Genomic DNA, 13,820 nt, shown 5'->3' with positions numbered 1-13,820 from the left:
TGGCCGATATGACCCACTAGCATGGGACAGGAGACGAGCATGGAAGGCTATTTCACGATCGGCGACTTCGTGATGATCATCCCGATGGCCCTGGCCGGTGCGCTCTTCCTCGGCGCGGTGCCCTGCGCAACCGAATTCAAGCACAACACGCTGCGGGTAATCGGCGCGTTGATCGGCGCGCTATGCGCCGTTGCGCTGGTGGAAACACTGCCCGTGCTGATGTAGCGCCACGACGCTGCGCTCCCACTCGCGATTCGCTTTTCGTCTGCGCTGCGCCGTTCGCTCGACGTCGAACGGCGTCGATGCGTATCGGTACCGGCCGCACTCGCCTTTGCGTTTTCCCCGCATCTGTTAGCGCGCTCCGACGCCCCTCTGCAATCCCCTGAACTGCCGCAGCGCCGCGCGCCAATAGGGCGCGCGCGCGTGCATTGACGCTGCCGCTTCGGCGCGCGCGAGCGCGGGCAATGCCACCCAAGGCAGCATCGGATGCAGATGATGCTGGCGATGCAGGTGATGGTTCATGAGCAGCACGCCCACCCCGCGCGGCACGCGAAAATCGCGCGCACGGCCCGGTTCGTCGAGGGCCACGCCGTAATGCGGCAGATTGTCGGCGAGCGAAAGCCATAGCCCGCGCAGATACATCGTCACCAGCAGCACCGGCCACGCCTTCCCGTAGAGCGCGAAGGCGAACCCGTAAAGCGCGAGCGAGCCAAACGCATCGCGTCGCGCACGGCGACGCCTCACGGGATCGGCGGCGTGGTTGCCGAAAAGCCGCTGCACGACCTGCCCGTCGGCGCCATGCGCACCCACACCGCGCACGACCAGCGTCTGCGCCATGCGCGCCGGCACGAACGCCAGCAATGGCGCGCACAACTCGGCCACGTAGAGCCCGCCCAGCAGCCTCGCATACCACGCGGCGCGGCGCAGCCAGCGCGGGCCGCGCGCATCGTCGACATCGGGACGATCGAACGCCTCGCGCGTGAAGCGGTGATGCATCAGGTGTCCGAAGCGTACCGCGTCGAATGGAATCGCCAGGCTAATCGATAGCAGGCGTGCAACGGCTTCGTTGGCGCGCCGCGAGGGAAGCAATTGCCCGTGGATGCCCTCGTGGATCAAACCCCAGTGGATCGGCGTGGCAAGCACAATGAGCACGACTGGCAGGAGCGACAGCCAAAGCGTGAGCGATGATCCCCCCGCCGCACGCAGAAGCAGCGGCAAGCCAAATAGCTGATGCGCAAGCGCCAATCCGGCCACGGCAATGAGCGTGATATTCGCTCCCACATGCGGTGCGCGCCGCAACGCCTGCGCTGCGTACGGCGCTGCGGACGGCGCTTCGGTATCGGCGGATACGGGACGAATGGCGCTCGCGGACTCCATCGGCACTCCTTGGGGCCAAAACTGCCGCGACGTTAGCAGCGCCGCATGACAGGCCCAAGACGTGCAGACGTGCCGGACGGGCGGGCAAATCTGTCGGCGAAAAAAAACCGCCTCGCGCGAAGCGAAGCGGTTCTTCAAGACGCGGCCGCTCAATGAGCGAACTCGCGCGCCTTCAGATGTGCTGATCCGTCGACGGCTTCTCCCACAGGTTCACGCCGCCTTCGGTCGCATGGCGATCGATCTCCGCAAGCTCCTCCTGCGAGAACTCGAGGTTCTTCAGCGCGGCGACGTTCTCGCGCACCTGCTCCGCGCGGCTCGCGCCGATCAGCGCGGAGGTCACGCGGCCGCCGCGCAGCGTCCACGCGATCGCCATCTGCGCGAGGCTCTGGCCACGCCGCTGCGCGAGCTCGTTGAGCTTGCGTACGTGCTCGATGTTCTGCGCGCTCAGGTGCTCGCCCTTGAGCGAGCCGCCGCCCGGCCGGTTCACGCGCGCATCTTCGGGCACGCCGTTCAGATACTTGTTCGTGAGCAGGCCCTGCGCGAGCGGCGTGAACGCGATGCTGCCCGTGCCGAGACTTTCGAGCGTGTCGAGCAGTTCGTGCTCGATCCAGCGATTGAGCATGTTGTACGAAGGCTGATGGATCAGCAGCGGCACCTTGTATTCGGCCAGCAGCTTCGCCATCTCGCGCGTCTTCGCCGCCGAATACGACGAGATGCCCACATAGAGCGCCTTACCCTGCTGAACCGCCGTGGCGAGCGCGCCGGCGGTTTCCTCCAGCGGCGTCTCCACGTCGAAGCGGTGCGAGTAGAAGATATCGACGTAATCGAGGCCCATGCGCTTCAGGCTCTGATCGAGGCTCGCGAGCACGTACTTGCGCGAGCCGCCGCCCTGGCCGTAGGGGCCCGGCCACATGTCCCAGCCAGCCTTCGACGAGATCAGCAGCTCGTCGCGATAAGGGCGGAAATCGTCCCGGAAAATGCGGCCGAAATTGGTTTCGGCGCTGCCGTAGGGCGGGCCATAATTGTTCGCGAGATCGAAGTGCGTGATGCCGAGATCGAAGGCCGTGCGCAGGATTTCGCGCTGCGTCGCAATCGGCGTGGTGTCGCCGAAGTTGTGCCACAACCCGAGCGACAGCGCAGGCAGCTTGAGTCCCGACTTGCCGCAAAAGCGGTATTGCATCTCCGAATAACGTTCAGCAGCGGCTTCGTAGGCCATGGTTCGAATCCTCGACGAAATGAGGGGATAACAGGGTCCCCAATTGAGTCCGGCATGAGTCCGGCAAGTGCGCGGGGTTGTCATGGTAGCCAATCCGCACGCAGGCTGCAGATGCCCACCATGTGGGACTCGCGGATGGACGCCGCGGCGACGCTCGCCTACACTGCGGCGTTCGTCATACCCCGGGAGGTCTTCATGGTCAAAGCGATTTCGTTCGCGCTGATCGCCTGCGGCGTCGTGCTGCTCTACTTTGGCGGCCAGTCGTTTCACTCGTTGTCGAACGACGTCTCGCGCCTCGTCACCGGCGCGCCCACCGACCGCACGATGGTCCTGATCGCGGCCGGCGTGGCCGCGACCATCGCCGGCATTACCGGTCTCGCGGTTTCCGGGCGCCGGCGCTAGACGCGCGGCGCCCCGCGTGCCCGGGGCTCACACCAGCTTCACCTCGGCCAGCGAGGCCGAGCGCGTGCCCGGCAGCGGCACGTTGCTCGCGCCGTGGTAGGTGAACACGAGCGAGAACTTCACGTCGCCGCTCAGGTTCTGGCCCGCCGAGTGCAGCGTATTGCAGTGGAAGAACACGACGTCGCCTGCCTTGAGCGTGGGCGACGTCGCACGCTCGATCCACGCCTGGTTCTCGGGCAGGTCAGCGCGGAAGAATTTCGCGGCGTCGAAACGCTCCGAGGTGAACGGCTCCGTGTGCGAGCCCGGCACGAACCACAGCCCGCCGTTCTCGACCGTCTCGTTCCCCAGCGCGAGCCACACCGACACCAGATCGTCGCGCTCGAACGACCAGTAGCGCGAGTCGCGATGCCAGCCGGTGAGGCTGCCGTACATGGGGTGCTTGGTCATCATGCAGTTGTGATGGGCGCGCGAGAGCACCGGCTCTTCGCCGAAATACAGCTCCATCCAGCCGGCGATCTCAGGCGAGGTCGCCCACTCGCGAAAGCGCGGATGGCGTGCGTACGCATCGAGCAGGCGGCGCACCGTATGGCCGCCAGGCGAGTCTTTCGACTCCGGCGCGCCGGGATAACGCAGATCGGCTTCGAATTCGAGCGGCGCAGCGGCCGCGTGCAATTGCTCCTGCGCCACGCGCTTGAGTTCGTCGCACCGCTCAGGCGAGACGAGCCCCGGCACGACCACGAAACCGCGCTCGCGCAGCGCCTGCACCTGTTCCTTTTTGGATTGGACTGACATGGGACTTCCGTTGTTCGAGGCCTGCGAGGACCGCATCCATGAAAGGCTGCGGCAACGGCGGCGCGGGTTCAATTTGTTCTGACTTCGCGCGCGCCAATCGCTCGATTGTAAAACGTGCGCGCGCACGCGGAAGGGGTGTCCGCGCACAACCCTGATGCAAATGCACCGCGATGGCGATAAAGGGCGCGACGGCGCAGCTACATCACGACCACGGAGATCTGCCTCAAACATGAGCAAGCGCGGGTATAAACCGACTTTCGGGCGTCATGATTCGCGTGTAGTCTGCGCGCATGCAGTTTCAACACCCAGAACACCGATCGCGCGCGCGGGCCGCCGAAGAAGCCCTGTCCATCAAGGCCGCGCGATATCCGACCATGCGCCAGCGCTGCGCGAGGCATGAGCCCGCGGTCCGCTCCGATGCGCCGCCGTCGGCGTCATACGCTCCGTACGAACCATCCCGTGATTCCCGTTACCGTGGCCGTCGTGTAAACGGGCACGTTTGCTGCTCGAATCGATGTGCCGCGCGAAGCCTCGCGCAAGGCGCACTCCGAACCTGACACCGCACACGCTATGCACACCCTTTTCAGCACCCGCCGCATGACCCATGCCGCCCTGAAAGCGGCACGCCCCGCTCGCCGTCACGTCGTGCGCGCCCTGCGCCATCACGCCGCGCGCACGCGCGCGCTCGCGCAGCAGGTGCGCGACGCCCGCGCCGTGGACGGCATGCGCACCTGGTTCCATTCATTCTTCTCAGTGCTGCGCCTGCGCGCGGGCGCACGCCACTTCTCGCTGCGCACGCTGCTGTACCGTCCGAACGCGACGCTGCGCGCGCTCGCGGCGCCCGCCACCGTGCACACGGCGCGCAACGCCCGCCGCCCGCGCCGCATGGGCGCCAGCAGCACGGGCTGGTTCGGCTTCGCCATGCGCTGACAAAACCCCGCGCCAGATACGAAAAACCCCGCTGGGGCATGCGCCCTGGCGGGGTTTTTCTTCATACGAGGCCAACCAGGGCCGGCGAGCGCGCCGGCCTTCGTGTCTTCATGTGTAAGGCTTACGCGAGCGCGCCCACGGGTTCCGTGCCCGCGGCTTCGGCCAATGCGAGCGCCTTGTCCGTGGCTTCCCACGAGAATTCCGGCTCTTCGCGACCGAAGTGACCATATGCCGCGGTCTTTTCGTAGACCGGACGCAGCAGGTCGAGCATCTGGATGATGCCCTTCGGACGCAGGTCGAAGTGCTCGCGAACGAGCTTCGTGATGGTGGCGTCCGAGACCTTGCCCGTGCCGAACGTGTTGACCATGACCGAGGTGGGCTCGGCCACGCCGATCGCGTACGAGACCTGGATCAGGCAGCGCGAGGCAAGCCCGGCGGCCACGATGTTCTTGGCCACGTAGCGGCCCGCGTAAGCAGCCGAACGGTCGACCTTCGACGGATCCTTGCCCGAGAACGCACCGCCGCCATGCGGCGCGGCGCCGCCGTAGGTATCGACGATGATCTTGCGGCCCGTAAGACCGCAATCGCCCTGCGGACCGCCGATCACGAAGCGGCCGGTCGGGTTCACGAGGAACTTGATGTCGCCCTTGATAAGCTCGCGCGGCAGAACCGGCTTGATGATCTCTTCGATCACGGCTTCGCGCAGCGTGGCGAGGTCGGTTTCGGGCGAGTGCTGCGTGGAGAGCACGACGGTGTCGATCGCATGCGGCTTGCCGTCCACATAGCGCACGGTGACCTGCGACTTCGCGTCCGGGCGCAGCCAGGGCAGACGGCCGTCGCGGCGCAGGTTCGACTGGCGCTCGACCAGGCGGTGCGAGAGGTGGATCGGCAGCGGCATCAGTTCGGGAGTTTCGTCGCACGCATAGCCGAACATCAGGCCCTGGTCGCCCGCGCCTTGGTCGAGGTTGTTGTCGTGCGCGCGGTCCACGCCCTGGGCGATGTCCGGCGACTGCTTGTCGTAGGCGACGAGCACCGCGCAGCCGCGGTAGTCGATGCCGTAATCGGTGTTGTCGTAGCCGATGCGCTTGATCGTGTCGCGCGCGACCTGGATGTAGTCGACGTTGGCCGTGGTGGTGATTTCACCGGCGAGCACGACGAGACCCGTGTTGCACAGCGTTTCAGCCGCAACGCGCGAGTATTTGTCCTGCGTGAGGATGGCGTCGAGGATCGCGTCCGAGATCTGGTCGGCGACCTTGTCCGGATGGCCTTCGGAGACGGATTCGGAAGTGAAGAAATAATCGTTTGCCACGTGTCAGGCTCCTTGTAGCTGGTGACGGTTATATTCACGTAGCCAACTTCGGGAGCTTTGAAGCGGCGACGCTTTAGCGGATTACCTGCCCGGTTTGCCCACGCACCGCGCCGGAAACATCCGACGCTGATGGCTGCATGGCAACCGGCTTCGCCCCGCAAGTTGTCTATTAACTCGGCGAAGCCCTTATTATAGCGGCTTCCCTAATTTGCCGCAGAGTCATACCGCGTGCTAACCAACGCAGCGTTCAATTTATCCGCGCATGCCATGGGGGCCATGCATGCTCGCTAAGCTCGGCTCCCGCCTCGCTATTGGCTTGCTCAAGCTGTTCGCGATCCTGCCCTATGGACTCGTCGCCCGTTTCGGCGACGGCCTCGGCTGGCTGCTCTATCAGATCCCGAGCAGCCGCAAGCGCGTCGTCCACACCAACCTGCGCCTGTGCTTTCCCGAGTGGAGCGACGAAAAGCGCGAGGAAGTCGCCGGCCTGCACTTTCGCCACGCGATCCGCAGCTACATCGAGCGCAGCGTGCAGTGGTTCGGCAGCGCGCAAAAGCTGGAAAAGCTGATCGAACTCGACAGCGATATCGACCTCACCGATCCCAACTTGCCGCCTACGCTGTTTCTCGGGCTGCACTTCGTCGGCATCGAAGCGGGCTCGATGTTCCTCAATTACTCGCTGCATCGCCCGTGCGGCTCGCTCTATCAGCCGTTTTCGAACCCCGAATTCGAAGCCGCCGCGAAGGCGGGCCGCAGCCGCTTCGGCGCCGAGATGGAAAGCCGCGCGGACTCCGCGCGCATCGTGCTGCGCTGGCTGCGCGACAAAAAACCCGTGATGCTCGGCGCGGACATGGACTACGGCATGCGCAACTCGACCTTCGTGCCGTTCTTCGGCGTGCCCGCGTGCACGCTGACCGCCGTGGGCCGTCTCGCCAAGGTGGGCCGCGCGCAGGTCGTGCCGTTCATCGGCGAAGTGCTGCCCAATTACAAGGGTTATCGGCTCAAAGTCTTCAAACCTTGGGACCACTACCCCACCGGCGATGACGAACAGGACGCGCGCCGCATGAACGCCTTCCTCGAAGAGCAGATTCCGCGCATTCCCGAGCAGTACTACTGGGTTCACAAGCGCTTCAAGACGCGCCCGCCCGGCGAGCCGAGCGTGTATTGATAGCAGCGGACAGCGCGCGGGCGAACGCCCGCGCGTCGCTTACAATAACGGGATGAAACTCAAGTTCACCAAGATGCACGGCGCCGGCAACGACTTCGTCGTGCTCGACGGCTATAGCCAGCCCATCGCGCTCACGCCCGAGCGCGTGCGGGCGCTCGCCAACCGCCACTTCGGCGTGGGCGCCGACCAGTTGCTGCTGGTCGAAAAGCCCACCATCGAAGGCGTCGACTTCCGCTATCGCATCTTCAATTGCGACGGCGGCGAGGTCGAGCACTGCGGCAACGGCGCGCGCTGCTTCGTGAAATTCGTGCGCGACCGCAAGCTCACGGACGCCAACCGCGTGCGCGTGCAAGTGCAAAAAGGCGTAATCACGCTCGTCATGCAGGACAACGGCGAAGTCGTGGTCGACATGGGCAGCCCGGTATTCGAGCCGTCGGACGTGCCGTTCGACGCAAGCGGCCTCGAAAGCCGCCGCGAAGGCAACGACACGCTCTGGCCGCTCGAAGTGAACGGCCAGACGCGCTGGATCTCGGCGGTGTCGATGGGCAATCCGCACGCGGTGCAGGTGGTCGACGACGCCGAAGCGTTCGCCGTGCTCGCCGACGGCCCCGTGATCGAGGCGCACCCGCGCTTTCCGAACAAGGTGAACGCGGGCTTCATGCAGATCGTCTCGCGCCATGAGGTGCGGCTGCGCGTCTACGAGCGCGGCGCGGGCGAAACGCTCGCGTGCGGCACGGGCGCGTGCGCGGCGGTGGCGGCCGGCATCCGCCGCGGCCTGCTCGATTCGCCCGTGAAAGTGCATACGCACGGCGGCTTGCTCACGATCGCCTGGGACGGCGCGCGCGACGAATCCGCCGCGCTGACGATGGCGGGCCCGGCCGCGACGGTCTTCGAAGGCGAGATCGAACTCGCCGACGCGTTGTCGAACTGACGTTTGTTCTTCGCCGCAGATTAGTTGCCGTATCGCCGCAGTTCCGGCGAGACCGGCAATATCAGGGCAACATCAGGGCAACATCGGCATCACCCGATTCACGCAGGCGCGCCTCGCGCGCGCCGCCTCTTCATCGAACGCGCCACCAACATGAACGATCGCGAAGTCGCCGACTACCTGCTCGCCAATCCCGATTTTTTCGTTGAGCACGCCGAACTGCTGGCCACCATCAAGCTCGGCAATCCTCACGGCAAAGCTGCCGTGTCCCTGCAGGAGCGCCAGATGGAGATGCTGCGCGAGAAGAACAAGCATCTGGAGCGGCGCCTTTCCGAATTGCTGCGCTACGGCCACGAAAACGACACGCTCTCCGCCAAGACGGTGCACTGGGTGGCGCATGTACTCGCCGAGCGCGACCCGCACGCGCTGCCGCGCCTGATCGCCGAGCAGCTGCGCCAGGAGTTCGACGTGCCGCAGGCGGCGCTGCGCCTGTGGGAAGTGGCCGATGCCTATGCGCAGGCGAGCTTCGCGAAGCACACGGGCGAGGAAGTGCGCCTCTTCGCCAACAGCCTCGAAGTGCCGTACTGCGGCGTGAACACCGGCTTCGAAGCGGCGCAATGGCTCGATGGCGACGCGGGCGAGCCGCAGTCGGTGGCGATCATCGCGCTGCGCCGGCGCGTGAGCGCCGAAGAGCGCGATCCAAGCGGCGAGGCGTTCGGCTTGCTGGTGCTGGGCTCGCCCGACCCGCGCCGCTTTCACGACGGCATGGCCACCGATTTGCTGCGCAAGATCGGCACGCTCGCGAGCGCGGGGCTCACGCGGCTGCTGCCGCATTGAAGCGACCGCACCCACGCTCAGGCCGCACCAGTGAACCCAACCGACCCGATCGCCGACTATCTCGATGAACTCGAGCACGTGCGCCGGCTTTCGGCGCACACGCTGCGCGGCTATGCGCACGAGCTCGCCGAGCTCAAGAAGCTCGCGAACGGCAGGCCGCTCGAAAAGGTCACGTCCGTCGAAGTGCGCGGCGCCGCCGTGCGCGCCCACGCGGGCGGCCTCTCGGCGCGCTCGATCGCGCACCGGCTCTCGGTCTGGCGTGCGTTCTACCGCTGGCTCGCGGGCCGCATCGCCCTCGACGCGAATCCGGTGGCGGCGGTGCGAGCGCCCAAGCGCGAGAAGACGCTGCCAAAGGCGCTCTCCGTCGACGACACCATGAAGCTCATGGATGCGCCCAGCGCTAGCGTTTCCGCCCAAACCGGCGAAAACGCAGCCGGCAGCATCGAGGCGCTGCGCGACCATGCCATGCTCGAACTCTTCTACTCGTCGGGGCTGCGCCTCGCCGAACTCGTGGGGCTCGACGCGCGCTACGTGAAGCGCGACGGCTACGAATCGGCAGGCTGGCTCAAGCGCGACGCCGCCGAAGTGGAAGTGCACGGCAAAGGCGGACGGCATCGCGTCGTGCCCGTCGGCAAGAAGGCGCTGCAAGCGCTCGACGCCTGGCTCGCCGTGCGTGGCAGCTGGGTCAAGCACGACGACACCCCGCTGTTCCTCTCCGTGCGCGGCAACCGCATGGCGCCGGGCATCGTACGCGAACGCGTAAAGCGCGCCGCGCTCGCCGCCGGCATTCCGGCGAACGTCCATCCGCACGTGCTGCGGCACTCGTTCGCGACGCATCTGCTGCAGTCGAGCGGCGATCTGCGCGCCGTGCAGGAGTTGCTCGGCCACGCGAGCATCGCGGCCACCCAGGTCTATACGTCGCTCGATTTCCAGCATCTCGCGAAGGTTTACGACACCGCGCATCCACGCGCCAAAAAGCGCGACTGAGCGCGAGCCTTGCCTCGCCCTGTCGTGTCATCGCTGCGTCACCGGGCTCCCGCCCTTGTATCGAACCCATCATGAATATCGTCACTCTCAAGCCGTCGAAAGAAAAATCCCTGCTGCGCCGCCATCCGTGGGTCTACGCCAACGCCATCGAGCGCGTCGAGGGCAAGCCCGCGTCCGGCGCGACCGTGATCGTGCGCGCGCATGACGGCCGCTTTCTCGCGCGCGCCGCCTACAGCCCGCATTCGCAGATCCGCGCGCGCGTCTGGAGCTTCGACGAGAACGAGCCCATCGACCACGCGTTCTTCAAGCGCCGCGTGCAGCGCGCCGTCGCGCATCGCCAGGCGATGGTGAGCGGCACGGGCGCGGTGCGCCTGATCTTCGGCGAGGCGGACGGCCTGCCTGGCGTGATCGTCGATTACTACAAGGAGGACGTCGCGGAAGGTGCGCGCGGCCAGCTCGTCTGCCAGTTCATGGCGGCGGGCGTCGAGGCATGGAAGGAAGCGATCGTCGCGGCGCTCACGGCGGCCACGGGCTGCCCGAACGTGTACGAGCGCTCGGATGTCTCGATCCGCGAAAAGGAAGGGCTCGAGCAGATCACGGGCCTGCTGGCCGGCGACGAGCCGCCCGAAACCATCGTGACCAACGAGAACGGCGTGCGCTATCACGTGGACGTGCGCAACGGCCACAAGACCGGCTTCTACGTCGATCAGCGCGACAATCGCGCGCTCGTGCAGACCTTCGCGCAAGACCGTGAGGTGCTCAACTGCTTCTGCTACACCGGCGGCTTCTCGCTCGCGGCGATGAAGGGCGGCGCCACGCGCGTGGTGTCGATCGATTCGTCGGGCGAGGCGCTCGCCACGGCGCAGAAGAACGTTGAGGCAAATGGCTTCGACGCGGCACGCGCAACCTGGCTCGACGCCGACGCCTTCAAGACGCTGCGCCGTCTGCACGAAGAGGGCGAGCGCTTCGACCTCGTGGTGCTCGACCCGCCCAAGTTCGCGGCCTCGCGCGAGCATGTGGACCGCGCCGCGCGCGCCTACAAGGACATCAACCTGACGGGCCTCAAGCTGCTGCGCCCGGGCGGCCTGCTGTTCACGTATTCGTGCTCGGGCGCGATCGATGCGGAGCTGTTCCAGAAGATCGTCGCGGGCGCGGCCGCCGATGCGAAGGTCGATGCGCGCATCCTTAAGCGCCTTGGCGCGGGCGTCGATCATCCGCTGCTCACGGCCTTCCCGGAAGGCGAGTATCTGAAGGGGCTGCTGCTGCAAGTGCTGTAAAAAAACACGCGCGGAAAATAACACAGGGTCCCGGCCGGAAGGCGGTGGACCCTGCATTTCCCTGCCGTTGGGTTGGATGCCCGACCCAGGCACCCTGCCGCCAGATGTGTTTCAATACCCGTTTGATCCGACTGTGGCGCCCGGTACGGGCCGTCATCCACCCCGATTCCAGGCATTCAAGGCAAACAGCATGATTCCAGTCACCATCCTGACCGGCTTTCTCGGCAGCGGCAAAACCACCCTGCTCAAGCGCATCCTGAACGAGCAGCACGGCATGAAGATCGCCGTGATCGAAAACGAATTCGGCGAAGAGAACATCGACAACGAAATCCTGGTGCAGGACAGCCAGGAGCAGATCATCCAGATGAGCAACGGCTGCATCTGCTGCACGATCCGTGGCGACCTCGCACGCGTGCTCGGCGATCTCGCCCAGCAAAAGCGCGACGGCAAGCTCGATTTCGACCGCGTCGTGATCGAGACCACAGGCCTCGCGAATCCGGGCCCGGTCGCGCAGACGTTCTTCATGGACAACGAGATCGCCGGCGAATTTTTGCTCGACGCCATCATCACGCTCGTCGACGCCAAGCACGGCAACCATCAGCTCGACGAGCACGAAGTCGTGCAGCGCCAGGTCGGTTTCGCCGACCGCCTGTTCGTCACGAAGGCCGATCTCGTCGACGCCGGTGAACTCGGCGACCTGCGTCATCGCCTGATGCACATGAACCCGCGCGCGCAAATCCGCGAGGTGAATTTTGGCGAGGCGGACATCAAGGAAGTGTTCGACCTGCGCGGCTTCAATCTGAATGCCAAGCTCGAGATCGACCCCGACTTCCTCGCTGAAGACGATCACGATCATGCGCATCACGATCATGATCACGCGCACGCTCATGATCACAATCACGCCGGATGCGACCACGATCACGGCAAGTGCAACCACGAAGGCCACGATCACGGCCACCACCATCATCACGCGCATCACGACGACAAGATCAAGTCGTTCGTGTACCGCAGCGACCGTCCATTCGATCCGAACCGCCTGGAGGACTTCCTCGGCGGCATCCTGCAGATCTACGGCGAGCGCCTGCTGCGCTACAAGGGCGTGCTCTACATGAAGGGCGTGGACCGCAAGGTGGTGTTCCAGGGCGTGCACCAGTTGATGGGCAGCGACCTCGCCGCGAAGTGGCTGCCCATCGAGAAAAAGGGCAGCAAGATGGTGTTCATCGGCATCGAGCTGCCGCAGGACCTCATCACCGACGGCCTCGACGCCTGCCTCGCCTGATACCAGGTGCGGCGGCGCTGCAGCGCGGCTAGTTCGTCAGCTTTCCCACAGCGCCCGGCCCATGGCCGGGCGTTGTCGTCTGGCTTGCGCGGCTGCGCAAAATCGCCTTTCTCCGCCGCACATGTCAAATAACGTACCCGACCATCGCTTTTTCACGATGGGCGCGTTATATTTTCTGGATATCGAACGTTGACAGCACCGCCAACATGGGAATTTCCCGCTTGCGGCGTGAGTTTGCGGTTCGGTTACAATACGGCCCCACTGGAAAGAGAGGCGACCCGGGATTTCCCTTTCAGCGGATTCCGGCAGGAGATGGCCTCCCCGGCCGCGCATCGCGTCGCAGCGCGCAGCCGGTACGAAATATGCCTCAGGAGCATCTAAAACGGTTTCCAGAGGAGTTCGGCCCCGCAGCGGCGCTTGGGCGTCACGACAGTTCATCGTCCCGTGTTCGCCGGCGCGCACATTGGCGCGATACAGCGCGCGGTAATGTGGGAGAAGCCACTGCGGGCAACACAAAAGTGCAGGCAAGATGTGCCAGTTTTGCCTCACTCATTGAAGAAGCAAGCCAGATGACGACGAAACGACTCTTGACCGAAGCCGAAATCCTGAAGATGAGCGACAAGGATTACATGAACGAGGATCAGCTCGCCTTCTTCAAGAACCGGCTCGAACAGCTGCAGGCGGAAATTCTCCGCAATGCGGGCCAGACCACCGAGAATCTGCGCGAAACGGTCATCGTGCCGGATCCGGCCGACCGCGCGACGATCGAAGAAGAGCATGCGCTCGAACTGCGCACGCGCGACCGAGAGCGCAAGCTGCTGAAGAAGGTGCAGCAATCGATCGCGCGCATCGAATCGGGCGACTACGGTTGGTGCGAGGAAACCGGCGAGCCGATCGGCATTCCGCGTCTGCTCGCACGTCCGACCGCCACGCTCTCGCTCGAAGCGCAAGAGCGCCGCGAACTGCGCCAGAAGCTGTTCGGCGATTGATTAGCTGCCGGCGCCGCCGCGCGGCGGGTGCCGGAGTTTTCTGCCTTCCTTGTCGAAGCGCACGGAGTCCCGTGCGCTTTTTTATTTGCGCTTGTCTGCGCTCGACCTTGCACAAGCGTTCGCGCCCGACCGTCTCCCACGCTGATCTCGCGCGTGTCCCACCCTGATTTCGCGCATATCTCAATTTCTGCGCCGCGAGACCTTGAACTGCCCGCTGCCGCCCTAAACTTTGTCCGATACGCCCGCTCGCGCTCCTCCCGCGACAAGAGCGGCGTGTACCGAATCCGACAATGCGGCGCGGCTGCAAAGGCCGCGTCGCTCCAGCCTCTGCC

At 65.3% G+C, this 13,820-nt stretch carries 14 protein-coding genes; 10 read left to right on the top strand and 4 right to left on the bottom strand.

The features are described 5' to 3' along the window. Positions 1–39: 39 nt before the first annotated feature. Positions 40–225, top strand: a complete 186-nt coding sequence (locus NH14_RS08390; protein WP_035523451.1) for a hypothetical protein — start codon at positions 40–42, stop codon at positions 223–225. 126 nt (positions 226–351) lie between these two features. On the opposite strand, the gene NH14_RS08385 is transcribed toward NH14_RS08390, so the two are convergent. Beyond that, positions 352–1,377 (bottom strand): fatty acid desaturase, encoded by a 1,026-nt coding sequence (locus tag NH14_RS08385; RefSeq protein ID WP_052147868.1) that lies wholly within the window; start codon positions 1,375–1,377, stop codon positions 352–354. Between the two features lie 172 nt (positions 1,378–1,549). Further along, a complete protein-coding gene (gene mgrA / locus NH14_RS08380) occupies positions 1,550–2,593 on the bottom strand; it encodes an L-glyceraldehyde 3-phosphate reductase (protein WP_035523448.1) in 1,044 nt (347 codons plus the stop codon). 195 nt (positions 2,594–2,788) lie between these two features. On the opposite strand from mgrA, the gene NH14_RS08375 reads away from it, so the two are divergent. After that, positions 2,789–2,995 carry a DUF3185 family protein gene (locus tag NH14_RS08375; protein ID WP_035523960.1) on the top strand — a complete coding sequence of 69 codons (207 nt, stop codon included), beginning with the start codon at positions 2,789–2,791 and terminating at the stop codon, positions 2,993–2,995. A gap of 27 nt (positions 2,996–3,022) precedes the next feature. On the opposite strand, the gene NH14_RS08370 is transcribed toward NH14_RS08375, so the two are convergent. Further along, a complete protein-coding gene (locus NH14_RS08370) occupies positions 3,023–3,787 on the bottom strand; it encodes a phytanoyl-CoA dioxygenase family protein (protein ID WP_035523445.1) in 765 nt (254 codons plus the stop codon). A 570-nt stretch (positions 3,788–4,357) separates the two neighbouring features. Here NH14_RS08370 and NH14_RS08365 point away from each other — a divergent pair. Next, the gene (locus tag NH14_RS08365; RefSeq protein ID WP_035523957.1) at positions 4,358–4,717 is read left to right on the top strand and encodes a hypothetical protein; all 360 of its coding nucleotides are present in this window, start codon (positions 4,358–4,360) and stop codon (positions 4,715–4,717) included. Positions 4,718–4,838: 121 nt separating this feature from the next. On the opposite strand, the gene metK is transcribed toward NH14_RS08365, so the two are convergent. Further along, a complete protein-coding gene (metK, locus tag NH14_RS08360; RefSeq protein WP_035523442.1) occupies positions 4,839–6,026 on the bottom strand; it encodes a methionine adenosyltransferase in 1,188 nt (395 codons plus the stop codon). A gap of 280 nt (positions 6,027–6,306) precedes the next feature. Between metK and NH14_RS08355 the strand changes: the two genes are divergently transcribed. The 7 genes from NH14_RS08355 to dksA all read left to right on the top strand — a co-directional run bounded on the left by NH14_RS08355 (position 6,307) and on the right by dksA (position 13,488). Further along, the gene (locus tag NH14_RS08355; RefSeq protein ID WP_035523439.1) at positions 6,307–7,191 is read left to right on the top strand and encodes a lipid A biosynthesis lauroyl acyltransferase; all 885 of its coding nucleotides are present in this window, start codon (positions 6,307–6,309) and stop codon (positions 7,189–7,191) included. Between the two features lie 52 nt (positions 7,192–7,243). Further along, positions 7,244–8,122: a diaminopimelate epimerase gene (dapF, locus tag NH14_RS08350; protein ID WP_035523436.1), complete on the top strand. Its 879-nt coding sequence runs from the start codon at positions 7,244–7,246 to the stop codon at positions 8,120–8,122. A gap of 150 nt (positions 8,123–8,272) precedes the next feature. Then, positions 8,273–8,956, top strand: a complete 684-nt coding sequence (locus NH14_RS08345) for a DUF484 family protein (protein WP_035523433.1) — start codon at positions 8,273–8,275, stop codon at positions 8,954–8,956. A 30-nt stretch (positions 8,957–8,986) separates the two neighbouring features. Further along, on the top strand, positions 8,987–9,943 hold the full coding sequence (locus NH14_RS08340; RefSeq protein WP_035523431.1) for a tyrosine recombinase XerC: 957 nt from the start codon (positions 8,987–8,989) through the stop codon (positions 9,941–9,943). Between the two features lie 71 nt (positions 9,944–10,014). Next, positions 10,015–11,220 carry a class I SAM-dependent rRNA methyltransferase gene (locus tag NH14_RS08335; protein WP_035523429.1) on the top strand — a complete coding sequence of 402 codons (1,206 nt, stop codon included), beginning with the start codon at positions 10,015–10,017 and terminating at the stop codon, positions 11,218–11,220. Positions 11,221–11,410: 190 nt separating this feature from the next. After that, positions 11,411–12,499, top strand: a complete 1,089-nt coding sequence (locus NH14_RS08330; protein ID WP_035523426.1) for a CobW family GTP-binding protein — start codon at positions 11,411–11,413, stop codon at positions 12,497–12,499. A 569-nt stretch (positions 12,500–13,068) separates the two neighbouring features. Continuing rightward, the gene (dksA, locus tag NH14_RS08325) at positions 13,069–13,488 is read left to right on the top strand and encodes an RNA polymerase-binding protein DksA (RefSeq protein ID WP_027815854.1); all 420 of its coding nucleotides are present in this window, start codon (positions 13,069–13,071) and stop codon (positions 13,486–13,488) included. The last annotated feature ends 332 nt before the right edge of the window (positions 13,489–13,820 follow it).

It is taken from the genome of Paraburkholderia sacchari (genome assembly GCF_000785435.2).
GTDB classification, from domain to species: domain Bacteria; phylum Pseudomonadota; class Gammaproteobacteria; order Burkholderiales; family Burkholderiaceae; genus Paraburkholderia; species Paraburkholderia sacchari.
Note: the sequence above shows the minus strand (reverse complement) of the source record. Positions and strands in the feature narration are given on the sequence as shown.

Coding starts and splice junctions, on each gene's coding strand:
- NH14_RS08390 (WP_035523451.1), top strand. CDS start 40: ATGGAAGGCTATTTCACGATCGGCGACTTCGTGATGATCATCCCGATG.
- NH14_RS08385 (WP_052147868.1), bottom strand. CDS start 1,377: ATGGAGTCCGCGAGCGCCATTCGTCCCGTATCCGCCGATACCGAAGCG.
- mgrA (WP_035523448.1), bottom strand. CDS start 2,593: ATGGCCTACGAAGCCGCTGCTGAACGTTATTCGGAGATGCAATACCGC.
- NH14_RS08375 (WP_035523960.1), top strand. CDS start 2,789: ATGGTCAAAGCGATTTCGTTCGCGCTGATCGCCTGCGGCGTCGTGCTG.
- NH14_RS08370 (WP_035523445.1), bottom strand. CDS start 3,787: ATGTCAGTCCAATCCAAAAAGGAACAGGTGCAGGCGCTGCGCGAGCGC.
- NH14_RS08365 (WP_035523957.1), top strand. CDS start 4,358: ATGCACACCCTTTTCAGCACCCGCCGCATGACCCATGCCGCCCTGAAA.
- NH14_RS08355 (WP_035523439.1), top strand. CDS start 6,307: ATGCTCGCTAAGCTCGGCTCCCGCCTCGCTATTGGCTTGCTCAAGCTG.
- dapF (WP_035523436.1), top strand. CDS start 7,244: ATGAAACTCAAGTTCACCAAGATGCACGGCGCCGGCAACGACTTCGTC.
- NH14_RS08345 (WP_035523433.1), top strand. CDS start 8,273: ATGAACGATCGCGAAGTCGCCGACTACCTGCTCGCCAATCCCGATTTT.
- NH14_RS08335 (WP_035523429.1), top strand. CDS start 10,015: ATGAATATCGTCACTCTCAAGCCGTCGAAAGAAAAATCCCTGCTGCGC.
- NH14_RS08330 (WP_035523426.1), top strand. CDS start 11,411: ATGATTCCAGTCACCATCCTGACCGGCTTTCTCGGCAGCGGCAAAACC.
- dksA (WP_027815854.1), top strand. CDS start 13,069: ATGACGACGAAACGACTCTTGACCGAAGCCGAAATCCTGAAGATGAGC.